Source organism: Actinoplanes sp. ATCC 53533, assembly GCF_003947245.1.
In genome coordinates, this window is record NZ_QHHV01000172.1 from 53,294 (window position 1) to 79,089 (window position 25,796).

26 protein-coding genes and 1 pseudogene are annotated in these 25,796 nt (G+C 72.8%); 15 read left to right on the forward strand and 12 right to left on the reverse strand.

What is annotated here, in order from left to right:
* Positions 1-12 precede the first annotated feature (12 nt).
* The 3 genes from DMB66_RS43390 (at position 13) to DMB66_RS43400 (ending at position 6,227) form a co-directional block, all read left to right on the forward strand.
* Positions 13-1,353 (forward strand): NtaA/DmoA family FMN-dependent monooxygenase, encoded by a 1,341-nt coding sequence (locus DMB66_RS43390; RefSeq protein WP_125809952.1) that lies wholly within the window; start codon positions 13-15, stop codon positions 1,351-1,353.
* A 76-nt stretch (positions 1,354-1,429) separates the two neighbouring features.
* Entirely contained in the window at positions 1,430-3,526 is a 2,097-nt protein-coding gene (locus DMB66_RS43395; RefSeq protein ID WP_233625260.1) for a cellulase family glycosylhydrolase, read from the forward strand.
* 157 nt (positions 3,527-3,683) lie between these two features.
* Complete coding sequence (locus tag DMB66_RS43400) at positions 3,684-6,227, forward strand: M14 family zinc carboxypeptidase (protein ID WP_125809953.1); 2,544 nt, start codon at positions 3,684-3,686, stop codon at positions 6,225-6,227.
* Between the two features lie 171 nt (positions 6,228-6,398).
* Here DMB66_RS43400 and DMB66_RS66210 read toward each other — a convergent pair.
* Both DMB66_RS66210 and DMB66_RS43410 read right to left on the reverse strand, forming a co-directional pair.
* Positions 6,399-6,734 (reverse strand): annotated as a pseudogene (locus DMB66_RS66210) (DedA family protein); the annotation flags it as partial.
* 241 nt (positions 6,735-6,975) lie between these two features.
* Positions 6,976-7,221 (reverse strand): PspC domain-containing protein, encoded by a 246-nt coding sequence (locus DMB66_RS43410; RefSeq protein ID WP_125809954.1) that lies wholly within the window; start codon positions 7,219-7,221, stop codon positions 6,976-6,978.
* A 257-nt stretch (positions 7,222-7,478) separates the two neighbouring features.
* On the opposite strand from DMB66_RS43410, the gene DMB66_RS43415 reads away from it, so the two are divergent.
* Complete coding sequence (locus DMB66_RS43415; RefSeq protein ID WP_125809955.1) at positions 7,479-8,894, forward strand: PepSY domain-containing protein; 1,416 nt, start codon at positions 7,479-7,481, stop codon at positions 8,892-8,894.
* An 87-nt stretch (positions 8,895-8,981) separates the two neighbouring features.
* Here the strand turns inward: DMB66_RS43415 and DMB66_RS43420 are convergent, their stop codons facing one another.
* The gene (locus DMB66_RS43420) at positions 8,982-9,665 is read right to left on the reverse strand and encodes a DivIVA domain-containing protein (protein WP_125809956.1); all 684 of its coding nucleotides are present in this window, start codon (positions 9,663-9,665) and stop codon (positions 8,982-8,984) included.
* A gap of 86 nt (positions 9,666-9,751) precedes the next feature.
* A complete protein-coding gene (locus tag DMB66_RS43425; protein ID WP_233625262.1) occupies positions 9,752-11,164 on the reverse strand; it encodes an AI-2E family transporter in 1,413 nt (470 codons plus the stop codon).
* Between the two features lie 141 nt (positions 11,165-11,305).
* On the opposite strand from DMB66_RS43425, the gene DMB66_RS43430 reads away from it, so the two are divergent.
* Positions 11,306-11,896: a TetR/AcrR family transcriptional regulator gene (locus tag DMB66_RS43430; RefSeq protein WP_125809957.1), complete on the forward strand. Its 591-nt coding sequence runs from the start codon at positions 11,306-11,308 to the stop codon at positions 11,894-11,896.
* 29 nt (positions 11,897-11,925) lie between these two features.
* Entirely contained in the window at positions 11,926-12,801 is an 876-nt protein-coding gene (locus DMB66_RS43435) for a phytanoyl-CoA dioxygenase family protein (protein WP_125809958.1), read from the forward strand.
* A gap of 2 nt (positions 12,802-12,803) precedes the next feature.
* On the opposite strand, the gene DMB66_RS43440 is transcribed toward DMB66_RS43435, so the two are convergent.
* A complete protein-coding gene (locus DMB66_RS43440) occupies positions 12,804-13,784 on the reverse strand; it encodes a YafY family protein (RefSeq protein ID WP_125809959.1) in 981 nt (326 codons plus the stop codon).
* Between the two features lie 98 nt (positions 13,785-13,882).
* Positions 13,883-14,251, reverse strand: a complete 369-nt coding sequence (locus DMB66_RS43445) for a nuclear transport factor 2 family protein (RefSeq protein ID WP_158647560.1) — start codon at positions 14,249-14,251, stop codon at positions 13,883-13,885.
* A 355-nt stretch (positions 14,252-14,606) separates the two neighbouring features.
* Between DMB66_RS43445 and DMB66_RS61765 the strand changes: the two genes are divergently transcribed.
* From DMB66_RS61765 to DMB66_RS43460, 4 genes are read left to right on the forward strand one after another with little or no spacing between them, the layout of a single operon-like run.
* On the forward strand, positions 14,607-14,753 hold the full coding sequence (locus DMB66_RS61765) for a hypothetical protein (RefSeq protein WP_158647561.1): 147 nt from the start codon (positions 14,607-14,609) through the stop codon (positions 14,751-14,753).
* A complete protein-coding gene (locus tag DMB66_RS43450; protein ID WP_125809961.1) occupies positions 14,750-15,451 on the forward strand; it encodes a ThuA domain-containing protein in 702 nt (233 codons plus the stop codon). The genes DMB66_RS61765 and DMB66_RS43450 overlap by 4 nt, the downstream gene beginning before the upstream one ends.
* The gene (locus tag DMB66_RS43455) at positions 15,436-16,530 is read left to right on the forward strand and encodes a Gfo/Idh/MocA family protein (protein ID WP_125809962.1); all 1,095 of its coding nucleotides are present in this window, start codon (positions 15,436-15,438) and stop codon (positions 16,528-16,530) included. The genes DMB66_RS43450 and DMB66_RS43455 overlap by 16 nt, the downstream gene beginning before the upstream one ends.
* Before the next feature lie 23 nt (positions 16,531-16,553).
* A complete protein-coding gene (locus DMB66_RS43460; RefSeq protein ID WP_125809963.1) occupies positions 16,554-16,826 on the forward strand; it encodes a hypothetical protein in 273 nt (90 codons plus the stop codon).
* 26 nt (positions 16,827-16,852) lie between these two features.
* On the opposite strand, the gene DMB66_RS43465 is transcribed toward DMB66_RS43460, so the two are convergent.
* The 3 genes from DMB66_RS43465 to DMB66_RS43475 are packed head-to-tail and all read right to left on the reverse strand — an operon-like array spanning position 16,853 to position 19,241.
* The gene (locus DMB66_RS43465; protein WP_125809964.1) at positions 16,853-17,926 is read right to left on the reverse strand and encodes an amidoligase family protein; all 1,074 of its coding nucleotides are present in this window, start codon (positions 17,924-17,926) and stop codon (positions 16,853-16,855) included.
* Positions 17,923-18,726: a hypothetical protein gene (locus tag DMB66_RS43470; protein WP_125809965.1), complete on the reverse strand. Its 804-nt coding sequence runs from the start codon at positions 18,724-18,726 to the stop codon at positions 17,923-17,925. The genes DMB66_RS43465 and DMB66_RS43470 overlap by 4 nt, the downstream gene beginning before the upstream one ends.
* On the reverse strand, positions 18,723-19,241 hold the full coding sequence (locus tag DMB66_RS43475; RefSeq protein WP_233625263.1) for a SigE family RNA polymerase sigma factor: 519 nt from the start codon (positions 19,239-19,241) through the stop codon (positions 18,723-18,725). The genes DMB66_RS43470 and DMB66_RS43475 overlap by 4 nt, the downstream gene beginning before the upstream one ends.
* A gap of 279 nt (positions 19,242-19,520) precedes the next feature.
* On the opposite strand from DMB66_RS43475, the gene DMB66_RS43480 reads away from it, so the two are divergent.
* Positions 19,521-20,126 (forward strand): HAD family acid phosphatase, encoded by a 606-nt coding sequence (locus DMB66_RS43480; RefSeq protein ID WP_125809967.1) that lies wholly within the window; start codon positions 19,521-19,523, stop codon positions 20,124-20,126.
* A 15-nt stretch (positions 20,127-20,141) separates the two neighbouring features.
* Here DMB66_RS43480 and DMB66_RS43485 read toward each other — a convergent pair whose 3' ends face one another.
* Entirely contained in the window at positions 20,142-20,366 is a 225-nt protein-coding gene (locus tag DMB66_RS43485) for a hypothetical protein (protein WP_199752966.1), read from the reverse strand.
* Between the two features lie 74 nt (positions 20,367-20,440).
* Between DMB66_RS43485 and DMB66_RS65370 the strand changes: the two genes are divergently transcribed.
* Positions 20,441-20,566, forward strand: a complete 126-nt coding sequence (locus DMB66_RS65370; protein WP_255441282.1) for a hypothetical protein — start codon at positions 20,441-20,443, stop codon at positions 20,564-20,566.
* A gap of 34 nt (positions 20,567-20,600) precedes the next feature.
* Positions 20,601-21,530 (forward strand): diacylglycerol kinase family protein, encoded by a 930-nt coding sequence (locus DMB66_RS43490; RefSeq protein WP_125809968.1) that lies wholly within the window; start codon positions 20,601-20,603, stop codon positions 21,528-21,530.
* A gap of 19 nt (positions 21,531-21,549) precedes the next feature.
* On the opposite strand, the gene DMB66_RS43495 is transcribed toward DMB66_RS43490, so the two are convergent.
* Together DMB66_RS43495 and DMB66_RS43500 are read right to left on the reverse strand one after the other, a co-directional pair.
* Positions 21,550-21,951 carry a hypothetical protein gene (locus DMB66_RS43495; RefSeq protein ID WP_125809969.1) on the reverse strand — a complete coding sequence of 134 codons (402 nt, stop codon included), beginning with the start codon at positions 21,949-21,951 and terminating at the stop codon, positions 21,550-21,552.
* Between the two features lie 69 nt (positions 21,952-22,020).
* Positions 22,021-23,214: a right-handed parallel beta-helix repeat-containing protein gene (locus DMB66_RS43500; RefSeq protein WP_125809970.1), complete on the reverse strand. Its 1,194-nt coding sequence runs from the start codon at positions 23,212-23,214 to the stop codon at positions 22,021-22,023.
* Positions 23,215-23,474: 260 nt separating this feature from the next.
* Here DMB66_RS43500 and DMB66_RS43505 point away from each other — a divergent pair, with 260 nt between their 5' ends.
* Both DMB66_RS43505 and DMB66_RS43510 read left to right on the forward strand, forming a co-directional pair.
* On the forward strand, positions 23,475-25,034 hold the full coding sequence (locus DMB66_RS43505; RefSeq protein ID WP_125809971.1) for a GGDEF domain-containing protein: 1,560 nt from the start codon (positions 23,475-23,477) through the stop codon (positions 25,032-25,034).
* A gap of 43 nt (positions 25,035-25,077) precedes the next feature.
* Positions 25,078-25,749 (forward strand): hypothetical protein, encoded by a 672-nt coding sequence (locus DMB66_RS43510; protein WP_125809972.1) that lies wholly within the window; start codon positions 25,078-25,080, stop codon positions 25,747-25,749.
* Positions 25,750-25,796: the final 47 nt, after the last annotated feature.

Here is a 25,796-nt window from a genome sequence, read left to right on the forward strand (position 1 = left end):
AGGGTCAGTAGGATGACTCGCAGGACCCTCAAGCTCGGCGCTGTGCTCCTCGGAGTGGGCGGGCCGGGCCAGCACGACACCTGGCTCAGTCCGGAGATCCCCGGCGACGCCAGCGTCGACATCCGCTGGTACATCGCCCGGGCCCGGCAGGCCGAGGCCGCCGGCTTCGACCACGTGTTCATCGTGGACAGCCAGTTCATCACCCCGGACTCGCCGCACCACTACCTCAACCGCCTGGAACCGCTCACCCTGCTGTCCGCCGTCGCCGTGCACACCTCGCACATCGGGCTGGTCGGGACGCTCACCACCTCCTACAACGACCCGTTCAACGTCGCCCGCCGGCTCGCCTCGCTCGACCTGATCAGCGGCGGCCGGGCCGGCTGGAACGTGGTGGCCACCGGGGACGGCGGGACAGCCGGCAACTACGGTCGCGACGAGCACTATGACTACGCCACCCGCTACGGCCGGGCGCTCGAGCACGTCCGGGTGGTCCAGGGGCTGTGGGACTCGTACGAGGACGACGCGTTCCCCCGCGACAAGCGGGGTGGTGTCTTCTTCGACCCCGCCCGGCAGCACGCGCTGCACCACAAGGGGGAGCACTTCTCGGTCGCCGGGCCGCTCAACATCGAGCGCTCGCCGCAGGGTCAGCCGGTCATCTTCCAGGCCGGCGACTCCGAGGAGGGCCGTGACCTGGGCGCGGGCATCGCCGACGCGATCTTCACCCACGCGCAGACGGTGGCGCAGGGTCAGGCGTTCGCCGCCGACATCCGGGCCCGCGCCCGGGCCAAGGGCCGCAACCCGGACGAGGTGCTGATCGTGCCCGGGATCAGCCTGACCATCGCCGACACCGACGAGCAGGCCCGGGAGAAGGAGCGCCGGGCGCTCGCCGGCAAGGACTTCCGCCGGGCGCTCAAGGAGCTGGGCCGCCCGTTCGGCTGGCACGACTTCACCGCGTACGACCTGGACGCGCCGTTCCCCGAGGTGAGCCACCTCGGCGCCCGCAGCTTCAAGACCCAGGCCGAGCAGATCACCCGGCTGGCCCGGGAGAACGGCTTCACCCTGCGCCAGACCGTGCAGCACACGCTGGAGTCCCGCCGCTCGCCGTTCGTCGGGTCGCCGCTGACCGTCGCGAACGAGATCCAGCGCTGGTTCGAGGCCGGGGCACTCGACGGCGTCAACGTCACGGTCACCGTGCCCAGCGAATTCGCGCTGTTCACCGACCGGGTGCTGCCGATCCTGCGCGAGCGCGGCGTGGTGCGCGACGGATACGAGGCGACCACGCTGCGCGGCAACCTCGGTCTGCCCGTACCGGAGAACCGTTGGACCGCTGCTAAATCCAGCCTCGTCGATTGACATAGTTTGGAGTCCAGACTTAGTCTGCGCTGGTCAATTGCATGGGTCGCGCGGATCGAGGAGCATGATGATCGGCTTGCAGGGGTCCCTCCGTAGGAACCGATGGCGGGCCGGCCTGCTCGCCGGCGCCGCTGCCACGCTGGTCGCCGGGCTCGGCGTAGCGACCGCGACCGAGGCCAGCGCCGCCGCCGGGTGCCGGGTCGGCTATGCCACCGCCGGCCAGTGGCCCGGCGGCTTCACCGCCAACATCACCGTCACCAACCTCGGCGACCGGATCGACGGCTGGCGTCTGGGCTGGGTCTTCCCCTCCGGGCAGACCGTCAGCCAGGCGTGGAACGCGACGGTGAGCGCCTCCGGTGCGCAGGTCACCGCGGTCAACGTGGCCCACAACGCCGTGCTGGCCACGAACGGCTCGGCCTCGTTCGGCTTCAACGGCACCTGGACCGGCAGCAACACCGCGCCGACGGCGTTCACCCTCAACGGCGTCGCCTGCACCGGCGGTGTCGGCGAGCCCAGCCCGTCGCCCAGCGGGTCCGGCCCCGGCCCGTCGCCGAGCACCTCGCCGTCCACGCCGCCGGCCGGCACCGCGATGGCCGCGGTCGCCGCGATGCAGCCCGGCTGGAACCTCGGCAACTCCCTCGACGCCACCGGCGCCGACGAGACCTCCTGGGGCAACCCGCGGATCACCGAGGCGCTGCTCGACGGCGTCCGGGCGCAGGGCTTCAAGAGCATCCGCATCCCGGTGACCTGGGGCCAGCACCAGGGCGGCGCGCCGAACTACCCGATCGACGCCGCCTACCTCAACCGGGTCAAGGAGGTGGTCGGCTGGGCGCTGGCCGACGGCTTCTACGTCATGGTCAACATCCACCACGACTCGTGGCAGTGGATCAACACCATGCCCACCGACCGGACGAACGTGCTGAACCGCTACAACGCCACCTGGACCCAGCTGGCCGCCGCGTTCCGCGACTCGCCGGCCAAGCTGGTGCTGGAGAGCGTCAACGAACCGCAGTTCACCGGCAGCTCCGGCGACGCCCAGAGCGCCACGCTGCTCAACGAGCTGAACACCTCGTTCCGGACGATCGTCCGCAACTCCGGCGGCGGCAACGCGACCCGGCTGCTGGTGCTGCCGACCCTGCACACCAATGCCGACCAGGCCCGGCTCGACGAGCTCGCCGCGACCTTCACCGCGGTCAACGACCCCAACCTGATCGCCACGGTCCACTACTACGGCTACTGGCCGTTCAGCGTGAACATCGCCGGCGGCTACCGCTTCGACGCCACCGCACAGCAGGACCTGACCGGCATGTTCGACCGGATCGCCACCACCTTCGTGGCCCGCGGCATCCCGGTGATCATCGGCGAGTACGGCCTGCTCGGCTTCGACCGGCACACCGGCACCATCGAACAGGGCGAGAAGCTGAAGTTCTTCGAGCTCTTCGGCTACCACGCCCGGACGAAGAAGGTCACCACCATGCTGTGGGACAACGGCCAGCACCTCGGCCGGACCTCGCTGCAGTGGCAGGACCCGGAGCTGTTCGCGCAGCTCAAGTCGAGCTGGACCACCCGGTCCGGCACGGCCGCCAGCGACCTGGTCTTCAGCGCCAGGTCGACCGCGATCACGAGCAAGACGCTCACGCTCAACCTCAACGGCACCACGTTCACCGGGCTGCGCCAGGGCAGCACGGAGCTCGTCCGCGGCACCGACTACACCATCGCGGGCGACCAGCTGACGCTCACGGCCGCGGCGCTCACCCGGCTGTCCGGATCGCGGGCGTACGGCGTCAACGCGACGCTGCACGCACAGTTCTCCCAGGGCGTGCCGTGGCGCATCAACCTGGTCACCTACGACACCCCGGTGCTGCAGGCGGCGACGGGCACGACCAGCGCGTACACGATCCCGACGACCTTCCGCGGCGACCAGCTCGCCACCATGGAGGCCACCTACGCCGACGGCAGCAACGCCGGGCCGCAGAACTGGACGCCGTTCAAGGAGTTCGACTACACCTTCGCGCCGAACTACACCGGCAACGTCATCCAGCTCAAGCCGGAGTTCTTCGCCGACGTCACCGACGGCTCCCGGGTCACCCTGAAGTTCCACTTCTGGAGCGGGGCCGTGGTGACCTACTACGTCACCAAGTCGGGCACGACGGTCACCGGCACCGTGGGATAGCCGGCGCCGCCAGAACCGGCCGGGGACGACGCGGACAGCGAATTGGGTTCGCCCGGGCGTCGTCCCCGGCCCATCTCCTTGCACGGTTGTCCACAGGGGGCGTTGCGCTGCGGCCTGCTTTCGCGAGAGGGTCGGTGGCACGTCTAGGAGGTGCATTGTGGACTCGTCACGGTCGCTGGCCGGATTCTGTGCCGTGCTGCTCGCCGTCGGGCTCGGCTCGGGCCCGGCGTCGGCCGCGCCGGCCGATCCGCCGCCGCGGGCTCCAGCCACCAGAGACTTCGGCAACGGGCCCGACCGCAACGAGGTCGCCGCGACGGCCCCCGAGGTCAGCGCCGCCGCCGCGCTGGGCGCCGCCGCGGCGCAGCGGTGGAGTCCGAAGCGCCAGGGCTATCCACGGCACACCGAGCTGCGGGTCTATCCGGAAAACCCCGCCGACCGGTCGATCAAGCTGGGCCTGGTGCCCTACCACGCGCTCGCGCCCAAGCTGAACGCTCTGCAGAAGGCCTCCGACCGGGTCTCCGCGGAAGTGGTCGGGCACTCCGCGCTCGGCCGCGATCTCTACCTGGTCACCGTGACCGCCCCGGAGTCGGCCGCCGAGTCCGCGCGGCAGGACCGCTGGCGGGCGCTGATCGAAAACGATCCGCGGGCCGCCGGGCGCGACCGGGCGCTGCGGCGCGGCTACAAGACCCCGGTCTGGATCAACGCGAACATCCACGGCGACGAGTGGGAGGGCACCGACGGCGCGCTGCGCGTCATCGAGCGGCTGGCCAAGGCCAAGGACGCCGCGACGGTCGCGCTGCTGCGGCGCAGCCGGGTGTATGTGACCGTGACCAACAACCCGGACGGCCGGATCGCCGGCACCCGGGCCAACGGCGCCGGGTTCGACATCAACCGCGACCACGCGACCAGCTCGCAGCCGGAGTCGCGGGCGGTGCGCGATGTCGTCATCGCCACCCAGCCGCTGGTGATGCTCGACGAGCACGGCTACACCGGCACCACCCTGATCGAGCCGGCCACGCCGCCGCACGGGCAGAACTACGAATACGACCTCTACATCAAGCACGCGCTGCCGAACGCCCTGGGCATGGAGGCCGCGATCCAGCGGCTCGGCTACCCCGAGACCGCCCGCGCCGACATCCCGTTCCGGGACTACGCGCCGGGGGACTGGGACGACTGGCCGCCGATCTTCACCCCGATGTACGCGATCTACCAGGGCGCCGTCGGGCACACCGTCGAGATTCCCTGGCGGGTCAACGGCGGCGTCTACAACAGCCTCCCGGTCGAGGAGCTGCGCCGGCGTTCCTCGGTGAACACCGCCGTCGCCGCGGCCACCATCGAGGCCACCCTGACGTACGCCGACACCCACCGCGCCGGCCTGCTCGCCGACCAGATCGAGCAGTTCCGCCGGGGCTGGGCCGGCGAGCCCTCGCCGGCGATCCCGGACGGCTTCGTGCCCGGCTTCGGCCCCGAGGACCGCTACACCACGGAGTTCCCCCGCGCCTACGTCATCCCGGCCGGCGGCTCCCAGCGCTCGGCGCCCGCGGCGGCCCGGCTGGTCGACCACCTGGTCGCCCACGACGTCCGGGTGACCAGGGCCCGGCGGGAGTTCTCGCTCGCCGGGCGGCGCTACCCCGCCGGTTCCTACCTCGTCGACATGCACCAGCCCAAGCGCGGCCTGGCCAACGTGCTGCTCGAGGCCGGCCGGGACATCTCCGGCCTGGTGCCCCAGATGTACGACATCTCCGGCTGGAGCCATCGCCTGCTCTGGGGCGCCTCGGTCGACATCAGCCGCACGGCCGCCCCGCGGGTGAGCGCCACACCGGTCGAGCTCGCGTCACCGGCCGGCGCCGTCACCGCCGGCAAGGGCCGCGACCTGGCGCTGACCCTGCGCGATCCGGCCGACGTCCGGGCCGTGAACGCCCTGCTCGACCTCGGCGTCAAGCTGCGCCGCACGGCGGCGGGCACCGTCGTCGTGCCGGCCGGTGCGCGCCGCGAGGCCGAGTCGCTGGCCAAACGCCTCGGGGTGCGGTTCACCGCCGCGCCCCGCGGCTCCGCCGGCACCCCGTTCGGCCGCCCGGTCATCGCGGCCGCCGTCGCCGCGGACGAGCTGTTCGCGCTCCGGGAGATGGGGTTCGAGGTGCGCCCGGTCTCCACGGCCCTGCTCAACGCGGGTGCCGAGGACCTGTCCGGAGTGGACGCCCTGGTGGTCTCGTCCGGACTGTCCTATCCGCAGCTCACCGCGGCCGGCAAGGCGGCGGTCGACGACCTGCTGACGCGCGGTGGCGTGGTGACCCGGGGCACGACGGGCGCGGCCTTCAACGCGGCCGCGGGCCTGCTGCCGGCGACGGCGGTGACCGGCCGCGGCGACGCCAACGGGGTGGTCGCGGTGCGCAACACCGGGGCGGTGCTCGGCGCCGACGCCCCGCCGCACTCCTTCGCCTACTCCCCGCTCTGGTTCACCGGCTCCGGCTTCACGGTCGAGCAGCGCTACGCCGCCGACCCGCTGGTCGCCGGTCACTGGCTGCCGACCGCGCCGGGTGCCGGCGGGCCGCAGCAGGCGGCCGGGCAGGCCTCGGTCGTCTCGGGCCGGACGGCGCGGGGCGGCAGAGCGGTCCTGTTCGGCACCGAGCCGCTGTTCCGCGCCCACCCCAAGGGCCTGTACGCCGAGTTCGCCCGCGCGCTGTACTGGTCCGCCTCGTAGGGCGGAACGCCGGACCAGCCGGACGGCGAAGGGGACGACGCCCAGGCAGGTCGCGGCGACGGCGGTGAGCACGACCCCGATCCCACCGGTCGAGTCGGCGCTCGCCGTCGCCGCGCCGACCCCGGCGAAGGTGCCGACCCACAGCAGGGTGCCCAGCGCCGACCAGCCCAGGAAGCGGCCGAACGGCATCCGGGCCACGCCGGCCACGATCGGCACGACGGCGTGGATGACCGCGACGAACCGCACCGCCACCAGCGCCGGGGCGCCTCGTTCGCGCAGGTAGGCCTCGGCCCGGTCGAAGCGTTCCGCGCCGATCCGGCGGCCCAGCCGGGTGTCGCGCAGCCGGGCGCCGAAGACCCGGCCGATGCCGTAGCCCAGGACCTGCCCGCTCAGCGCCCCCGCCGTGCCGGCCGCGACCGCCAGGGCGAAGCCGACCGGGCCGTGCAGCGAGGCGGCCAGCATGACCACGGACTCACCCGGGATCAGCAGCCCCAGCAGGAACGTCATCTCGACGGCGGCGGAAACGTAGGTGAAGAGCAGGACCGACCACTCGTCGAGGGTGGTCAGCCCGTCGATGAGGGCCGTCGCGGCGTTGAGCAGATCTGCGAGCACGTGACCAGCCTGGCCGAACGGGCCCGGGTGGGGTATCCGGCCATCCCCCGAGAAACCCCTGATCCCACCCCGGGGTTCCGGTCATGCGAAGGGCCCGGCCGCGACCGGCCGGGCCCTCGTTCACGTGCGCCGGCGGTCAGGCCGCCGGCGGGTACGTCGAGGCGTAGGAGTGTTCCTCGGACGGCATCAGGAGCCACAGGACCGGGTAGACCAGGATCTGGCTGCCCGGGATGACGAACAGGATCAGGACGAACAGCAGCCGGGCGATCCACGGGTCCAGCCCGAATCGCCGGGCCAGTCCCGCGCACACGCCGGCGAGCACCCGACCCTCGCGCGGACGGACGAGCCCCTGGCGTGCCATGGAGTCGTGGACGGTGTGCATGGTGTCTCGCTTTCCTCACCGGTGGCGTCGAACTTGACCCTTGAATGGTCGCGCCGCCGGGGCCGCGTACGCATCGGGGAACGACCCTGGCCGGCCCCTGAGCTGGGGTCTCAGGGTCGGGGGCCGCGGCCCGCCGGATTTTTCCGGCCGCGCGGGAACTGATCGACGGCCCGGCCCGACCTGTCTGCCGGATGCCGAGACCTCGGCCGCCCATCCTGCCGGCGCACGCGCCGCCGACACCCCACSMAGGACAGCCGATGTCGATCACCAGCGAGGTCGCCGATCCGGCGCCGGAATCCGCGCCGCCGGCGCCCCGGGCCGTCCCCGCCCGGCGCCCGTCCGCGTTCGGCGCGCTGCTGCTGCGCCTGCACTTCTACGCCGGGGTCCTGGTGGCGCCGTTCCTGCTGGTGGCGGCCGTGACCGGGCTGCTGTACACGGTCGCACCGCAGCTCGACGCGGGCCTCTACGGCGATCAGCTGACCGCCGCCTCCGGTGGCGGCCCGGCGCTGCCGCTCGCCGACCAGATCGCGGCGGCCCGCGCGGCGCACCCCGCCGGGACGCTCTCGGCCGTCCAGCCCGGGTCGGGCGACGCCACCACCCAGGTCGTGTTCTCGCAGCCCGAGCTGGGCGAGAACCAGCACACCGTCTACATCGACCCGGCGACCGGCCGGGTGCAGGGCACGCTCACCACCTGGTACGGCTCCACGCCGGTCACCACCTGGCTGGACGACCTGCACCGCAACCTGCACCTCGGGGTCGCCGGCCGGTACTACTCCGAGCTGGCCGCGAGCTGGCTGGCGGTCATCGCGCTGGGCGGCGTCGTGCTGTGGTGGCGGCGCTCGCGGGGTCGCCGGTTGTTCACCCCGGAGCTGTCCGCGAAGCGGGGCGTGCGGCGCACCCGCAGCTGGCACGCGGCGACCGGGCTGTGGCTGACGGTGGGCCTGCTCATCCTCTCCGCCACCGGCCTGACCTGGTCCCGGTACGCCGGCGACAACTTCACCGCGGTGCTCGACACCTTCGACGCCCACCGCCCGGAGCTGTCCACCGGCATCGCGACCGGCCCCGCCGGCGGGCACCACGGCGCAACGGCGGGCCCGGGCGCGGCAGCCGACCCGGCCGCGGCGGACACCGTGTGGAGCGTCGCGCGCCAGCACGGCATGACGGGGCCGGTCGAGCTGACCGTGCCGGAGCAGGCGGGCTCGGCGTGGACGGTCGCGGGCATCGACAACACCTGGCCGGTCGGCCTGGACCGGATCGCCGTCGACCCGGGCACCGCCACGGTGGTGGCCCGCAGCGACTTCGCCGACTGGCCGGTCCTCGCCCAGCTCAGCAAGCTCGGCGTGCAGGCGCACATGGGGATTCTGTTCGGCGTGGTCAACCAGGTGCTGCTGGCGGCGCTGGCGATCGGGCTGATCTGCGTGATCGTCTGGGGCTACCGGATGTGGTGGCAGCGCCGGCCGGCCCGGACCGGCCGCCGGGCCGTGGCCGGTGCGCCGCCGCCGCGGGGCGCCTGGCTGGGCCTGCCGGCGTGGGCCGTCGTGGTCGGCGTGCCGGTGGTCTTCGCCGTCGGGTGGGCGCTGCCGCTGCTCGGCGTGCCACTGGCGGGCTTCCTGCTGGTGGACGCGATCGTCGGCGGCCTCCGCGCGAGAAGGACGCGGACGTCGCGGGCCTGACGATCAGGGGATCATGGTCCTGGCCGCGGACCCCGGCGGCTGCTGCCGCGCCGGGCCTCGCGGCCGGTGACGTGATCGGTGACCGGGCTAGCTGGCCTCCGGCGAGCTGTTCAGCTCCTGGAGCTGCTGGCTGATGTGACTGTCCAGCGCCGCCTGGTAACTCTGCGCGAGCTGTCCCAGCCGTTCGATCTCGTCCAGCAGGGCGGCTCGCTTGGCGCCGAGGCTGTTCATCGCCTCGCTGTGGTTGCGGCGGGCGTCACCCTCGATCGTGCCGGCCTTGAGCTGCGCCTCGCTGGTGATCTGGTCCGACTTGTTCCGCGCGTTGGACAGCAGCACCTCCGACTCCTGGCGGGCGTCGCGCATGTGGTCGTCGGCCGTGCGCTGGGCCATCATCAGGACCCGGGCGTTGCGGTCCTCGCTGTCCGCCGACGGCGGCGGGCCGGACGGCGCGGAGTTGCGGGCCTGCTCGAGCTGGGACTGCAGGCTGCGGGCGTTCTGCTCGGCCCGGGCGCGGGCCTCCTGCATGCGCTCCAGCTGCGCGGTGATGTCGGAGAACTCGGAGCTGAGCACCATGGTCGACGCCGCCGGGCTGGGACCGCCCGGACCGCGCTGGACCTGACCGTGCAGGGCGCCGTTCTCCTCCAGGAGGCGGATCAGCTCCTGCTCGACCTCGTCCAGGAACGCGTCGACCTCCTCCTCGTCGTAGCCCCGTTTGCCGATCGGTGGCTTCTTGAAGGCCATGTTGTGGATGTCAGCGGGCGTTAACGGCATCGTGCTCCTTGGATCAGGATGGGCTCAGGTTCTGCGCATCGATCCTACGCACGAGGCCCAACGTGCCGACGGGGGTGTGATCACGCCTACGTTTGGGCCGGGCCCGGGCGGGCCGGCGCGCCCGGCTCCGGGCGTCCGGCCGGCTCCTCGGCGGCGACCGAGGTGCCCGGTGGCGGGGGCTCGGCCGGGTCCGAGCGGCGGCCGGCGTCCTGCTCCCGGTCCTCGGCCTCGGCCAGCTCGTCGTCGGTGGGCTCGGTGCCGGGCGCCGTACGGTCCGCGGTGGGCTCGCCGCCCGGGTGCCGGACCAGATAGCGGACGGCCGTGTTCAGCACCGCCAGCAGCGGGACGGCGATCAGGCCGCCGACGATGCCCGCGACGACGATGCCGGTGGCGATGGCCAGGATGACCGCGAGCGGGTGCAGCGCCACCGCCCGGCCCATGATCAGCGGCTGCAGCACGTGCCCCTCCAGCTGCTGAACGGCGATGACCACGGCGAGCACGATCAACGCGGTGACCGGGCCGTTGGTGACGAGCGCGACCAGGATCGCGACGACGCCGGTCACGGTGGCGCCGACCACCGGGATGAAGGCGCCGAGGAAGACCAGGGCGGCCAGCGGCAGCACCAGCGGCACCCGGAGCACGAACAGGCCGATGCCGATGCCGACGGCGTCCACGAAGGCCACCAGCACCGTGGCGTGCACGTACGACACCAGGGTGTGCCACGAGTAGTGCCCGGCCCGGGCGGTCGGCACGCGGGCCTCGCGGGGCAGCAGCCGGCACAGGAAGGACCAGATCTGGCCGCCGTCGCGCAGGAAGAAGAAGAGCGTGAACAGCACCAGGAAGAAGCCGGTGACGACCTCGCCCAGCGTGGCGGCGGTGCTCACCGCGCCCGAGGTCAGGGCACCCTGGTTCTGGGTGAGCTCCTGCTGGACGCGCTCGACGTACTGGCTGAGCTGCGCGTCGGTCAGGTGCAGCGGCCCGCGCGACAGCCACTGCTGCACCTCGTCGATGCCGTCGCCGACCTGGGCGGAGAGGCCGTCGATCTGCGAGATGAAGGTCCGCACGATGAGGCTGAGGCCGCCGAAGACCAGCAGCAGCGCGGCGACCAGCACCAGGCCGGCGGCCAGGGACCGGTTCGTGCCGCGCCGGGCCAGGGCGGCGGCGGCCGGCTGGAACAGCGCGGCCAGCAGGATCGCGACCACCACCGGGATGATCACCACCCGGAGCAGCCCGACGACCCGCAGGAACAGGTACGCGGCCGCGACGAACAGGATGAACCGCCAGGCCCAGGCGCCGGCCGTGCGCACGGCGCGGGGCAGGACGTCGTCGGTGTCCGGGCGCTGCCGCACCACCATGACCGGCGTGCCGTCCCGCAGGTCCGCCCCGGCGACGAACGGCGGGGGAGCGTTGCGGCTGGCCGCCTCGGCGAGCCGGTCCCGCGCCCGGGACCGCAGCGTCTGTGCCCAGGTACCTCTCCCCGCGGTGGGCGTACCCGTCATCAGATCCTCCAGTGGTGCCGGCGGGCGCCGGCCGACCCGGCCGGGCAGCGTCTAACTGCCCGGATCGACGACGGTTCACGCGTTGCCGGCGCTCGCGATCGGCGTTGACTGTTGAGTTGAGCTCAACTTACAATCGGCGGCATGACGTCATCCACCGTGCCGCGTGGCGCCGCTGCCCGGGACCGGCTGCTGGTCGCGGCCGGCGAGGAGCTGGTCGCGACCGGCGAGTTGGAGGTCGCGGCAGTGGCGCGGCGCGCCAGGGTGAGCGCCGGCCTGCCGTACCGCTACTTCGGCACCCGCAGCGGTCTGCTCACCGCCGTGGTCGAGCGGTTCTACGACAAGCTCGGCAGGGCGTGCGCGTTGCGCGATTACGAGGCGCCGACCTGGGCGGAGCGGGAGCAGCAGCGCATCCGGGACTGGGTGACCTTCCTCTACACCGAGCCGCTGGCGCCGGTTGTGCTCGGCGGGCTCACCGGCGACGGGGAGGTGGCTACCGCGCACACCCGGTTGCTGCACGAGCTGACCGGGCTCGGCGCCCACAACATCGCCCGCGCCCAGCAGGGCGGTGAGCTTCCCGGCGACCGCGACCCGCAGATGCTGGCCGCGGCGACCCTCGGTGGCCTGCACGCGGTGGCCGCCGTGGCCTTCGCCCGCGACCCCCGCCCGCCCGCCGAGGTCGTCATCGACCAGGTGTGGGCCTTCATCGCCGGCGCGGTCGGCCTGCGGCCGTGACCCGACCATCCGAACAGGAGAGATCCACGATGTCGATCCCGTCCGAGCAGACCGATCCCGCCGCTTCCGTCGATGCGGGAGTGCATGCCGACATCGCCGGTCGCTACCGAGCGACCGTCAGCAGCGGAGCGTCCATCGAGTCGGCCGTCGTCGACGCGGATTTCGCCGTGCTCGAACGCGACGGCTACCTCGTCCTGGAGGGCCTGCTGAGCCCGGAGGAGTGCGAGGAGATCCGGGCCGCGGTGACGCCGCTGCTCGCCCGGACCGGCCGCAACGCGTTCGAGGGCCACCGCACGCAACGGGTCTACAGCGTGCTGAACAAGACGCGGGCCTGCGACCGGCTGGTGGACCACCCGCGCGTCCTCGCCCTGCTCGACCGGCTGTTCCTGCCCAACTACCTGCTCTCCATGCTGCAGGTCATCAACATCAACCCGGGTGAGACGGCCCAGCTGCTGCATCCCGACGACGCGTTCTACCCCGTCCCGCGTCCGCGGCCCGCCCTGGGCGCGGCCACCATCTGGGCGATCGACGAGTTCACCGAGACCAACGGCGCCACCGTGGTGCTGCCGGGCAGCCACCGCTGGGACGACGCCCGCCGGCCCACCGACGGCGACGAGCGCCGGGCGGCGGTGATGCCCGCCGGCAGCTGCGTCCTGTTCACCGGCACCCTGTGGCACGGCGGCGGCGCCAACCGATCCCACGGCGACAGGCTGGCCCTGACCGCGCAGTACTGCGAGCCGTGGCTGCGCCCGCAGGAGGCGTTCACCCTCTCCACGAGCCGGGACACGGCCCGCGTGGTCTCCGAGGACATCCGCCGGATGCTCGGCTACAGCATCCACCCGCCGTTCATCGGGCAGGTCGACGGCATGCATCCCAAACGCCTGCTGGAGTCCGCCGGCAACTGAGGTCAGTGGCCGCGGTTCCTCGCATAGAGGGCGGTGATCTCATCGGCGAGCCGGGTGAACTCGTCGCGCAGTGCCTGCGGCGCGACGATTTCGACGTCGGCGGCGAAGGCGAAGAGGCGCTGCGCGGAGCCGAGGGAACGCATCCGCAGCTCCAGCTGCACCCATTCCGCGTCGTCGTCCGCCCCGCGGGCGGCCGGTGGGCCGGCGAGGTCGTCGTGGTGGACGCGCAGAAACCTGCCGAGCGTCCGGCGCCGGACCCGCACCACAATCAAGACCGGCGTGGGAGTCTCGTCGATCCTCGCGCGCAGCGTTTCCCAAAGCTCGGCCAGCTCGACGCCCTTCCGCCGGCGGACCGGCTCGTCGAGCGCCCGGGCCGAGACCATGCGGTCCACCCGGAACATGCGCGGTTCCGCGCGCAGGTCTGCCACCAGATACCAGACTCCGGCCTTGTCGACCAGCCCGTACGGGTCGAGGGTGTAGCCGCGAACCTGGCTGTCCTCGCCGTGCCGGTAGCGCAGCCGCAGTCGCCGGTCGGTGAACACCGCGTCCTGGAGCACCGTCAGCTCGGCCGGTGGCCGGGTGGTGGTGTTCCAGCGGCTGGGGTCCACCAGGACGCGCCGGCTGATCTGTTCGGCGGCGCCGCGATGGGTCGTCGGCAGGGCGGCCATGACCTTGCGCAGCGCCGAGCCGATCGACCCGCCCAGTCCGAGTTCGGCGTGGGTGCGGCCACTGACCAGGACGAACAGGGCCTTGGCCTCGTCGGCGGTCAGCCCGGTCACATCGGTGTGGTAGCCGGGCAGCAGGGCGATGCCGCCGGTGCGCCCGCGTTCGGCGTACACCGGCACGCCGGCCGCGGACAGCGCCTCCACATCGCGGAAGATCGTGCGCACCGATACCTCGAGGCGTTGCGCGAGGTCGGTGGCGGGTAGCTGCCGATGGGTCTGCAGCAGCAGGAGGATCGACAGCAAACGGTCGGACTTCACGGTCCCAGCATCACCCCGAAAGCACGGCGGAACACGTCATGCCGGTGAGAAGGACACCCCCCTGCCCAGACGCCCCGTGAGGCGCCTGGGCAGGGCGGTCAGCGCCGCGGGGCGTGCTGGGCGAAGGGGAGCTGGTCCCAGACGTACGTCTGGGAGGTGATCTTGCCGTCCTGCACGACGTCGTGCTGCGCGGTGAGGCTGTGCGCGCCGAAGGTGAACTCAAGATCGCAGAAGAGCACCGCGCCGGTGTCGTCGCCCAGCGCGGTCCGCAATGTCACGCCGGAAAGCATCCGGGCGAAATCGCCGGCGAACGTCACGAAGCCGTCATGGCCTTCGAACCGGCCGTTCGGGGCTTCGATCACCACGTTCTCGGCGAGGTAGGTCAGGGCCTCGTCGATCTGGCCGCCGGTCCACGCCCGGTAGCAGGCCTCGGAGACCTTCAGGGCAGCGCTGTTGCGGGAACTCATGGCGTTTCCTCTCGTGCCGCCCGAACCTGTACGGGAAACGGCGATCGGTCGTTGTCGCGGGCTGGTCACGGCCCGGCTGGGAATGTGGCAGGCGGGCCCTGGAGTTCCGATCATGATGAGTTTCTGAATGGCGGCGATCCTCTCGTCCGGGATCCCTTCAGGAGCGCGGATCCACCGGCGGACCAGGGGATCTCTCGGTGTCCGGCTCAGTCTCCCGCACGAAACATGACAGGTTCCGTCATGTTTTATAGGTCACGCCGATGGCGATCGCAAGGCGCCGCGGGTAGCGACAGCCCACCGGCGGGACAGCGATTCACCTCGGCTGATCCGGGCTCGCGCCGTTAGGGTGCAGGGCATGGCCGGCATCGACAGCAAGGTCCTGGACGAGGCCATCGCCACGTCCCTCCGGGAGCTCGGGACGGCAATCGACGATCACGGCGAGAAGAGCATCGCGCTCCGCCCCGGCCCGAAGGCCGGAGTATCCACGGAAGGAATCCGATGACCAGCGAGCGGCGTGCACTCGTCGTCCGCGGTGGATGGGCCGGGCACGAGCCGGTCAAGGCCACCGACCTGTTCATTCCCTACCTGCGCGACCAGGGCTTCGTGGTCGAGGTGGCGGAGTCGCCCGCCCGGTACGCCGACGCCGAGTTCATGGCCGCCACCGACCTGGTGCTGCAGTGCATGACGATGGCGACGATCTCGGGCGAGGAGGTGGCCGGCCTGGTGGCCGCGGTGGCGGCCGGCACCGGTCTGGCCGGCTGGCACGGCGGCATCGCCGACGCCTACCGCGCCAGCGCCGACTACCTGCAACTGGTCGGCGGGCAGTTCGCCGCGCACGCCGCCCGGTGCGGGCCGGGGGAGCGCACCGGTGACCAGTCCGACAACTACGTCCCGCACCGGATCGTCATGACGCCGGCCGCCGCGGAGCACCCGATCACCGCCGGCCTCGCGGACTTCGACCTCGACACCGAGCAGTACTGGGTGCTGACCGACGACCACAACGACGTGCTGGCGACCACGACGACCGCGCAGCGGCCGTGGGCGGCCTGGCAACGGCCGGTGACCTGCCCGGCGGTGTGGACCAGGCAGTGGGGACGCGGCCGGGTGTTCGTGGCCACGCCCGGGCACACCGTCGAGGTCCTGCGGGATGAGAACGTGCGGACGATCGTCGAGAGGGGACTGCTGTGGGCGAGCCGCTGAGGGTGGGCATCGTGGGCGCCGGCAAGATCAGCGGCCAGTACAGCGCCACCCTGTCGGGGCTGTCGCGGGTGGCGGTCACCGCGGTGGCCGACCTGGACCCGGCCCGCGCCCGGCTGCTGGCCGGCCGGCATCCGGGGGCCCGGGTCGTCGACCTGCCCGACCTGTACGCCGCCCCCGACGTCGACGTGGTCCTCAACCTGACCACGCCCAACCAGCACGCCGTGGTCGCCCTCGCGGCGATCGCCGCCGGCAAGCACGTGTACGGCGAGAAGCCGCTGGCCGCCACCGGTGCCGACGGGCTCGCGGTGATCGAGGCCGCCGGGTCCGCCGGGGTGCGGGTCGCCTGCGCCCCGGACACCGTGCTGGGCACCGGCGTGCAGACCGCCCGGGCGGCGGTGGAGGCCGGCGAGATCGGCGTCGCGCACGCGGCGGCCGCCTTCATGGCCGTGCCGGGCCACGAGCGGTGGCACCCGGACCCGGAGTTCTACTACCAGCGGGGCGGCGGGCCGCTGCTGGACATGGGCCCCTACTACCTGACCTCGCTGGTGCACCTGCTCGGCCCGGTCCGCCGCGTGGTCGGCATGTCGTCGCGTCCCCGCGGCCGGCGGACCATCGGCGACGGCCCGCGCGCCGGTACGACCTTCCCCGTCGATGTCGACACCCACATCACCGGCGTCCTGGAGCACGAGGACGGCGCCCTGACCACGCTGATGATGAGCTTCGACGTCTGGGCCGCCCACCTGCCGCGCATCGAGCTGTACGGTTCCAAGGGCTCCCTGTCCGTGCCCGACCCCAACCACTTCGCCGGCGACGTACGGCTCTTCACCGCCGGCGCCGAGGCCTGGGGCGTGCTCCCGCCGCGGGCGGGCTATGCGGGCGCGGGCCGCGGCGTCGGCCTGCTCGACCTGGCCGAGGCGCTGACCGAGGACCGGCCACACCGCACCGGCGCCGACGTGGCGCTGCACGTCCTGGACGTGATGGAGTCGATGGAGGCGAGCGCCCGCTGCGGCGCCTCGGTCGTGGTGCGCACCACCTGCCGGCGCCCGGACGCCATCACCAGCGTCCTGGACCTCGGCTGAGCGTGGTCGGGGCGCTACCATCGGTGGCACTTGATGGCCGGGTGCTCGACGGCCCGGACCAGGTGGACGGTCCCGATGCCATGCCACCAGCCACGATTCAGCTGACCGAGCGCGGTTATCGGCACGCCAGGCTCACCATCGCGTCGAAGGAGAACTATCTGTACGAAGGCGTGCTGACCGTCCGGGCGGTGATCAACGGGGTCGAGAAGACCTACCAGATCGGCAGCACGGAGCAGCCGAGTCCCACACCGCTGGATTGGAACATCGCCAAACGGCAGTGGAGCGACACTCCGTGACCGTCGCGAACCCGTGCGGTTCGCTGTCAGGTGGCGGTGTCCTCGCGTTCGGCGAGCACGCGCGCCGCCATGTGCATCAGCTCCTCGACCGCGGCGCCGGGGTCGGCCGGGGCGGCGGGCACCGGCTCCGGGTCCAGGCAGCGGTCGAGCAGCAGCTCGACCAGCGCGGCCCGGTGCATGACGTCGTCGCCGTGCAGGGCGCCGGGCAGGATCCGGATCTCGACGGTGTCCCGGATCGGGGTGTCGGTGAGCAGCTGGGTCAGGTTGACGTCGAAGAACTTGGTCAGCCCGCCGTCGGCCGCCGCCTTGCGCAGGTCGTCGTATGAGGGGAGGCCGGCGACCGCGTCGACCAGCGGGCCCGGCAGCGGGGCGAGCCGGCGGCAGGCCGGGTTGGTCTGCAGCAGTAGGCGCAGCGGCTCCCGCCAGTGTGCGAACAGCCGCACGACGTTGGCCAGGGCGTGCGGTTCACGGAACGGGGCGCCGTCCACGTGCAGGTGCACGGCGGCCTCGCGGGGGATGGTGAAGCCCAGCTCCCGGGCCGGGCCGAGCAGCTCCTCCAGCGCGGCGCCGTGGTCGGTGCTCAGCGGCGGCGTGACGATCTCGCAGGGGCGTTCGCGCTCGCCGCCCTGGGGCGCGGCCAGCGCGATCGTCGCACCGGCGACGTCCAGCTGGTAGACGTCGCCGTGCCGGTGGACCTTGCTTGCCCAGAGCTGGGCCGTCGCGTCGAGGGCGGCCCGCAGCGTGCCGCCCGGGTCGCTGTGCGCCGCGAGCAGGCTCAGCAGGCGCGGGTCGTCGGTGAGGATGCGGAACCAGCCCGGCGGCGCGGGCGCGGCGGGGTCGAGGCCGGCCAGCAGGGTGACGTCGTCGACCAGGGTGCACAGCGGTGTGCCGTCGGCCCGGCGCACCTCGAAGCCCTGGGTCAGGTGCAGGAACCGGCCCAGGTCCGGGACCAGGGACGGTTCGCTGTCTTGGTGCCACACCGGGTGGACCCGGCCGCCGCAGCGGTCGGCCAGGTCTCGCGCGAGGCTCTGCCGGCTGTGGCCCGGCGGGGCCATCAGCTCGATCTCGAACCCCGTGCGCCGGTGCAGCCGGGCGGTCACGGCTTGAACGGCATCGCGTCGCCGGCCAGAATGCGCTTGCCGGCCTCGACCTTGGCCGCGTACGGGTCGGCCTTCTTCCAGAGGCTGGCGAGCCGGACCGCGTCGTCGTAGGTGTATCCGGCGTTGAAGTACGCGTTCACCCGGGCCTCCTCCTTGCCCTGCTCCGGGTTGCTGGGCTTGATCGGCAGTTGCTCCTTGGCCAGCAGCCGCTTGCCGCCCTCGATCTTCGCCGCGTACGGGGTGGCCGTCTTCCAGAGCGTGGCCAGCTTCTCGGCGTCCTCGTAGTTGTACCCGGCGCTGGAGAAGGCGTTCAGCTGGGCCTCGACCTTGGGGTCGGTGACCTCATCCTGGTTCGGGGTGGGCTTGAACGGCAGCGTCTCGCCGGCCAGCAGCCGGCGCCCGGCCTCGGCCTTGATCAGGCCGATCTCGTCCTTGGACTTCCAGAGCCCCGCCAGCTTGACCGCGTCGTCGTAGTCGTAGCCCGCCTGGAAGTAGGCGTCCCACAGCTTCTGCTGCTCGTCCGCCGACGGCGCCGACGCGGACGGGGTCACGGACGGCGTCGCGGCCGCCCCGACGCTGACGGACTCCTGCTGCTGGCCGGACAGCAGTCCGGGGAGGCTGATCGCCCCGGCGATCAGGCTGACGCCCAGCACGGCGCCGCCGGCCGCCTGCACGCCCCAGCGGCGGCGCTGGTAGGAACGGGACAGCTCCTGGACCCGGCTGTACACGGCGGCCGCGTCGGGAGCCAGGTGTTCATGGGTTTCGAAGGCCGTACGCAGCTGGTCTCCGTGCTCGGTCACGACTTCTCCTCGGCGTGGATCCTGTTCTGTCGCTCCGACGAGAGCCGGAGCGTCTTCAGCGCCCTCGAAGCGTGGCTGCGCACCGTCGCCGGTGAGCAGCCGATCAGGTCGGCGATGGCGTCGTCGTCGAGCTGCTCGTAATAACGCAGCACGAGCACCGCGCGCTGCTTGCGCCCGAGTGTCGCCAGGCGGTTCCACAGCTCGTCGGCCTCGACGACGTGATCGGCGTGGTCGCGCACCCCGCCGCGCGCGTCGTCGATCTCCGCCAACCGTTCCCCGACGGAGTGCACGTTGCGCGCCGCCCAGCTGCGACGCCACGACAGGTACTCATTGAGCACCATCCGGCGGACGTAGGCCTCAGGGGAGTCAGCCACGTTGATCCGCCGCCATCGAACCTGCGCTCTGGCCAGCACTTCCTGGACGACGTCCTGCGCCAGATCGCGGTTGCCCGTGAGGACAACCGCGTAGCGCAGCAGACTGGGAAGCCGGGCCACCGCGAACTGCTCGAAGGTCACACTCCCTATGACGTCTCCCGGGCGCTCGGTTGTGCACTCATGATCCGAACTTTTTCCCACGATCCAGGGTCCCGCTTTCGGTGAGGCAGCAGTTACTGAAAGTAACATCGATCTCTCGCGCCGCCGACTCTAGAAGTGCCGCGCACCTGATGCTCCGCCCATCGAATAGTGTAAATTGATTCACATTTCCCGGGCGTTCACCTCGACCCCGTGGACTGCTTCCGCGTGGCCACGGTTCGCGCGGCCGCGTCGACGAACATCGGTGAGAGGACGTCAGGCATGCGACCTGTTCTTCAGCGGGGCCTGGTGGTGGCCGTGGCCACCGTCGGGCTGCTGGTCCCCGGAATGGCACTGACGGCGACGGGTGCGGCCGCGGCCACCCCGCGGGCGGCGGTCGCCGCGCAGGCGCTGCCCGCGTACGAGACGTGGCTGGCGGACGTCACCGCCGTCACCGACCGGGCCGCGGCGTTCCTGGACGGCCGGCTGCCCGACGCCGGCGCCCGGCCGGCGATCGTGCTGGACATCGACAACACCGCGCTGCAGAGCAAGTACCGGCCGTACCTCGCCACCCCGTCCGTGCTCGCCCTGGCCCGGCAGGCCCAGGCGGACGGCGCCGCGGTCTTCTTCGTGACCGCCCGCCCGGAGATCATCGAGCCGGCCACCGCGCTCAACCTGCAGGCGGTCGGCTACCGCTGGACCGACATCTACACCCGGCCGACGTTCAACTTCGACGACAACCAGACGTTGAAGACCAAGGCCCGCATCGACATCGAGCGGCGTGGCTACACGATCGTGGCGAACATCGGCAACAGCGCCACGGACCTCGGCGGCGGCCACGCCGAGCGCACCTACAAGCTCCCGGACTACGACGGCCAGCTCGACTGAGCCGCGGCCGGCTGGTCAGCTCGCCTGCTCCGCCAGCGCGGTGCCCGCCATCAGGTCGGCGAACGCGGCGGCGGCCGGCGGCGAGCTGAACAGCCGGTCCAGCCGGGCCTTGGCCAGCCGCCGGCGGAACGGCCCGGCCGTGCTGTCGTCCCCGGCGTCGTGCACCATCTCGACGAACCACCGGACCGCGTCGGCCAGCCCGTACTCCTCGAAGATCCGCGCGGCGTAGTGGTCGAGCACCCCGGGAGGCTCGCAACCACTCTGCTGCCGAACGGCTCCCGGCCGGCGCACCCGGGGCGCACAGACTTGCTCCCATGGTCGTCATCAGCAGCTGGAGCATCACCGACAAGCCGCAGGGCCGCCTCGACACCGCCCGCGAACTCGTCGCCGTGTGGGCGGTGCACCTGCACCGGTCCTACCGGCTCATCCGGGGCGCCTGACGGCCGCTGAGGGCCCGTACGGGAAACTGGGCCGATGCGGACCAAGCAGGAGCTGACCGAGGCAGTCAAGCGGGGCCGGCGGGCGACGCTCGTCGTCAACGCGCACTCCCGGCAGGGGATGCGGCTGTACGACGCGGCCCGGACCCGGCTCGTCGAAGCCGGGTTCGGCCTGCTGGGCGCGTACCCGGTGGACCGGCCCCGGGAGCTGGAGGCGACGCTCGCCGAGGCCATCGCCGGGGGCCCGGACCTGCTGGTCGCCGGCGGCGGCGACGGCACCATCAGCACGGCCGCGCGCCTGCTCGCCCACCGTGACATCGCGCTGGGCCTGCTGCCGCTGGGCACCACCAACAACTTCGCGCGCACCGTCGGCATCCCGCTGGCCCTCGACGAGGCCGTGGCGACGCTCGCCGACGGCAAGGTCATCGACGTGGACCTGGGGCTCGCCGGCGCGACGGCGTTCACCAACCACGTCGGCGTCGGCCTGTCCGCCGACCTGATGCTCTCGGCGCCGCGGCTGCTGAAGCGGCTGATCGGCCGGACGGCGTACCCGATCACCGCCCTGGGGTTGCTGGCCCGGCACCGTCCGCTGCGGGTGGTGGTGCGCGCCGACGGGCGCGAGCACACGTTCGTGACCCATCAGCTCTACGTCGCCAACGGCGGCTTCCACGCCGGGCGGCCGATCACGGCCGACGCGCACGCCGACGACCAGCTGCTGGTGGCCTACCCGGTGGGTGGCAGCGGCCGGTGGGGCCTGCTGCGGGAGACCGCCCGCAACGCGGCGACCGGCCACCGGCGCACGCTCGGCGAGGAGCCGTTCCTGGCCGTGGGCGAGCTGTGGCTGGAGACCGACCGCCCGGCCCGGGTCGAGGTCGACGGCGAGCCGTCCGGCCGCACCCCGCTGCGGATCGGCCTGGACGCCAACGCGCTGCGGATGATGGCCCCGGCCGGCACCCGGGACCACTGACGGGCCGTCGCGGCGGCGACTATTGGTCGAGGGCGTCCTCGAACGGGATCTCGCAGGTCGCGCCGGACAGGGTGGTGGCCTCCATCACGACCTTCTGGTCCAGCCAAATGGTGCAGGTGATGGCGCCGCCGGCCGGGGACAGCACGTGCAGCCACAGCTCGCCGGCGGTGTCGGTCAGCTCGTGCGACCTGGACCAGGGTGCCGCCGCGGCGGCACCGACGTCCTTGCCGAGCTGGCGCGTGCCGGAGCCGTAGGTGATCGAGGAGATCTTCTCGCCGCTGGAGGTGACCTCGAAGGTGACCTTGTGCGGGCCGCCGCCGCGGAGCAGCACGAACACCGCCGTGGCGGCCACGAGAACCCCGGCCACCAGGGCGATCCACTGCGCCGGGCGCGGCCGGCGCGCGGACTGAATGTCCTTCACGGGCCGGATCGTAGCGGCGATCCCGGCGGCGCCGGATCATCCGGTCGGCCGGGCGTACGGGTCGTCCGCTCAGATTCTGGCGCCGAGGTCGGCCCCGTTCGCCGGGCGCAGGAAGGCCGAGGACGCGATGGCGCCGGTGGCCGTCCGCGGCCCGGTGATCACCGAGCTGTCCGTGCTGGCCAGGGCCGGTACGGCGGTCAGGTTCCAGGAGTTTCCGCTGCCGGTGGACCTGCCGAGCGCCACCGCGGTGCCGTTGCGCACCGACAGGTTCGCGGTCAGCCGGGACGTGCCCGAGTCGACGTCGAAGCCGGTCTTCGGGTTGGCGTACGCGGTGTCGTGGTCGAAGGTGATCGACCCGGGGTTGCCGTTGTCGGTGAACCCGTGCGCGATGTTGCTGAAGGCGATGCTGTGGCGGATCACGTGGTCGGCCGCCGGGTCGGGATCCCCGCCGCCCATCTTGAAGCCGTTGCCGTCCCCGGCGAAGTCCGGGAAGTTCCACCGGTTGACCCCGTTGCCGTAGGCGACGCTGCCCTCGACCGTGATCGGGGAGGTGAACATCCAGGCGTCGAAGCCGTCGTCGACGTTGTTCCACAGCCGGGCGCCGCGCACCACGTTGCCGGTGCCACTGCCCTCCTTGATCGCCAGGCCGTCGGCGCTCTCGCCGTTCTTGCGCGGGTCCCGGTTGAGGTAGCTGTCCAGGTTCAGCACCAGGTTGCCGCTCGACGCGCCCTGGATCTGCAGCCCCGACTCGTAGTTGTCGTGCGTCGAGAGCCGCTCGAACACGTTGCCGTTACAGCCGTCGCAGTAGAGCCCGTACGGGCCGTTGATCAGCTCCAGGCCGATCAGGCGCCAGTACGACGCCGCCATGTGCACCGTGCCGCGCTGGGCCCGGGGGATGCTGCCGCCGACCGGGGCCGGGGTGTTGGGCAGGGCCTCGCCGTCGATGACGACGCGTTCGGTGCCGTACCGGGTCAGGGTGATCGGCTGGCCGGCGGTGCCGCTGCGGGTGATCCGCAGGTTGGTGGTCAGGCCGTAGGTGCCGCCGCGGACCGAGATGACGGTGCCGGCCTGGGCCAGGTCGACGGCGCGCTGGAGGGTGCGCAGCGGGTGCGCCAGGTCGCCGGTGTTGCCGTCGTCGCCGGTCGTGGCGACGAACAGGGGAGCCGGCGCGGCGGCGGACGCGGGCGCCGAGGGGCCGGTGGCGACCCCGACGGCGGCGAGGGCGACGACGGCCGCGAGCGCGGCGGTGCTGCGGACAGGCATGGGGGAGACCTCCGATGAGGGTGAAGAACGCGGCGGCGGGCGGGGGACCACCCGAGCCGCGTCCTGCCCTGGAACGCGGTGGGATCCCCGGAACGCCCGGCTCTGGTAAGCGCTTTCCCGGCGAGGCTAGACCCTGCGGGAATCGACTGTCAACGATGTGTCGCGAGCGTGCGGGCTCATCTGCTCAACTTCGGGCGCCGCCGACCGATGACTTGACTGGGCAGGTCCGAGGGCGTGGGGCACGGGAAACGGTGAGCGGCATGGGCTCGGGGCAGCATCGCCCAGGCGGCGGTACGGGCACGCGGGTGCCCGACCGGCCGCTGCGGATCGCGACCGTCGCGACCGTGACCTGGCTGCTCGGCTACGCCCTGCTGACCGGCCTGACCCTGGACGCACCCGCCGCGTCGCTGTTCGTCGGCGACATCCTCTACCTGGTGCCGCTGATCGCCGGGGTGCTCGCCGCCACGGTCGCGGCCCGCCGCTCGCGGGGCCGGCACCGCACGCTGTGGCGGGTGCTCACCGCCGCGTTCGCCGCGCAGCTCGCCGGGGAGAGCATCTGGGCCGCGTACGACTATCTGACCGGTGACGGCCCACCGGAGCCGTCGGTCGCCGACCTCTGCTACCTGACCGCGTCGACGCTGACCATCGTCGCGGTCCTGGTCGGCTTCGGCGGGGCGGGCCGGCTGCGGCACCTGCGGGGGCTGGTGGACAGCCTGCTGATCATCGTCAGCCTGGGCGCCCTGGGCTGGCAACTGCTGATCCGGCCGCAGCTCACGGCGGCGGCGGTGTGGGGCGACCTGGTCAACGTCGCCTACCCGCTGCTGGACCTCGTGCTGCTGGCCGTCCTGGGCATCGTCGGCATGGCCGGGCACCGGTCGGTGCCGCTGGCGGTACGGCTGGTCGGCGTCGCCGGGGCCATCACCGCGGTCTGCGACATGATCTACACGTACCTCGTCCTGTTCAGCGAGTACGACAGTGGCAGCTGGATCGACGTCGGCTTCGAGACGGCCGAGTCCTGCCTCTTCCTGGCCGCGGTGGTCGCCGTGCGCCGCCCGGAACCGCCGGCCGAGCGGCGCTCCTTCGACCGGGGCATGCCGCTCCTGCCGATCGTGATCTCGGTCGCCGGCACCTCCGCGCTCGTCGTGTACGACAAGGTGCGCACCGGGGTGGTCAGCGATCTCACGCTTGTCGTCGTGGCTGTGCTGTTCCTCGCGGTCATGCTGCGCCAGTACCTGTTCGCGGCCGACCGGGCCGGCCTGGCCGAGGAACTGCGCCGGGCGGTGGCCGAGCAGCAGCGGCTCGCCGTCACCGACGGCCTGACCGGCCTCGCCAACCGCCGGCACCTGATGACGATGCTGGACCGGCTGCGCACCGCACCCGGCGGCCGTCCGGTCAGCCTGCTGGTGGTCGACCTCGACCACTTCAAGCTCGTCAACGACACGTACGGGCACCTGGCTGGTGACGCCGTGCTGGAGGCGGCGGCGGCCCGGATCGCCGCGGCCGCCCGCGCGACCGACCTGGTGGCGCGGTACGGCGGGGAGGAATTCGTCCTGCTGCTGGCCGACACCGACGGGCCGGAGGCCGAGCGGCTCGCCGAGCGGATCCGCCGGCGCCTGCGCGACTCGCCGATCGCGGCCGGCGACGCGGTCATCGCCGTGACCGCGTCGATCGGCGTGGCGACGTCGCCGGACGGGGCCGTGCCGCACCTGCTGGAGGCCGCCGACCGGGCGCTCTACCGGGCCAAGGCGCAGGGTCGCGACCAGGTCACGGTCGCCGTCCCGGAAACGGAAAGGGCCGGCGTTCCCGCCTCCGGCGGGTGAGACTTCGGCCGGCGCCGAAAGGTCCGGGTCCTACCGTCGCACCATGCAGCAGATCAACGACCCCGAGACCGCCATCGCCGTCCTGCACGACCCGGCTTTCGTGGTGCCCCCGGTGCCACCCGCCGCCCGGGGAGCCGGCTGGCTGCGGGCCACGGTCGGCCGCTTCAGCACCGGCCCGGCCCACGAGCGCCGGCGCGCGCTGTCCACCGCGATCCTCGACGGCATTCCGCTCGCGGCCCTGCGCGCGGCCGATGGCCACCACCCGGTGACGGTGCTGGCCCGCGCGATCGGCGTGCGGGAGCCCGTCGAGCGCCTGGTGCGCGACATCGCCCAGGCCTACCAGCCGGGCACCGGCGACGAGCCGCGCGCCGACGCGGCGGTGGACCGGCTCGTGGCCGTCCTCGGCGGGGTGTACGACGAACCGACGGCCGCCCGGATCGGGGTGCTGGTGCAGGCGTGCGATGCGACCGCCGCGCTGATCGCCGGGGCCCGGCACCGGCCGGTCGAGGAGGTGCTGCGCGACGACCCGCCGGTCCGGGCGACGCGCCGGCAGGCCCTCGCGGCGACCACGGTGGGTGGGGTGCCGGTCGAGGCCGGCGAGGTCGTGCTGATCGGCCTGGCCGGCGGGCCGGCCTTCGGTGCCGGACCGCGTCGCTGCCCGGGCCGGGCGCACGCGCTGGCTCTCGTCGAAGGCAGCCGGGCCGCGCGGCGGTAGCGCTCTCGGCGCGGCGGTCCGCCGGGCCGGTGCCGGGCAACCGGCCA

Excerpts from the sequence above, each read along its gene's own strand:
- DMB66_RS43390 (WP_125809952.1), top strand. The coding sequence starts at position 13 with ATGACTCGCAGGACCCTCAAGCTCGGCGCTGTGCTCCTCGGAGTGGGC.
- DMB66_RS43410 (WP_125809954.1), bottom strand. The coding sequence starts at position 7,221 with ATGCACACCGTCCACGACTCCATGGCACGCCAGGGGCTCGTCCGTCCG.
- DMB66_RS43415 (WP_125809955.1), top strand. The coding sequence starts at position 7,479 with ATGTCGATCACCAGCGAGGTCGCCGATCCGGCGCCGGAATCCGCGCCG.
- DMB66_RS43420 (WP_125809956.1), bottom strand. The coding sequence starts at position 9,665 with ATGCCGTTAACGCCCGCTGACATCCACAACATGGCCTTCAAGAAGCCA.
- DMB66_RS43425 (WP_233625262.1), bottom strand. The coding sequence starts at position 11,164 with ATGACGGGTACGCCCACCGCGGGGAGAGGTACCTGGGCACAGACGCTG.
- DMB66_RS43430 (WP_125809957.1), top strand. The coding sequence starts at position 11,306 with ATGACGTCATCCACCGTGCCGCGTGGCGCCGCTGCCCGGGACCGGCTG.
- DMB66_RS43435 (WP_125809958.1), top strand. The coding sequence starts at position 11,926 with ATGTCGATCCCGTCCGAGCAGACCGATCCCGCCGCTTCCGTCGATGCG.
- DMB66_RS43445 (WP_158647560.1), bottom strand. The coding sequence starts at position 14,251 with ATGAGTTCCCGCAACAGCGCTGCCCTGAAGGTCTCCGAGGCCTGCTAC.
- DMB66_RS61765 (WP_158647561.1), top strand. The coding sequence starts at position 14,607 with ATGGCCGGCATCGACAGCAAGGTCCTGGACGAGGCCATCGCCACGTCC.
- DMB66_RS43450 (WP_125809961.1), top strand. The coding sequence starts at position 14,750 with ATGACCAGCGAGCGGCGTGCACTCGTCGTCCGCGGTGGATGGGCCGGG.
- DMB66_RS43480 (WP_125809967.1), top strand. The coding sequence starts at position 19,521 with ATGCGACCTGTTCTTCAGCGGGGCCTGGTGGTGGCCGTGGCCACCGTC.
- DMB66_RS65370 (WP_255441282.1), top strand. The coding sequence starts at position 20,441 with ATGGTCGTCATCAGCAGCTGGAGCATCACCGACAAGCCGCAGGGCCGC.
- DMB66_RS43490 (WP_125809968.1), top strand. The coding sequence starts at position 20,601 with ATGCGGACCAAGCAGGAGCTGACCGAGGCAGTCAAGCGGGGCCGGCGG.
- DMB66_RS43500 (WP_125809970.1), bottom strand. The coding sequence starts at position 23,214 with ATGCCTGTCCGCAGCACCGCCGCGCTCGCGGCCGTCGTCGCCCTCGCC.
- DMB66_RS43505 (WP_125809971.1), top strand. The coding sequence starts at position 23,475 with ATGGGCTCGGGGCAGCATCGCCCAGGCGGCGGTACGGGCACGCGGGTG.
- DMB66_RS43510 (WP_125809972.1), top strand. The coding sequence starts at position 25,078 with ATGCAGCAGATCAACGACCCCGAGACCGCCATCGCCGTCCTGCACGAC.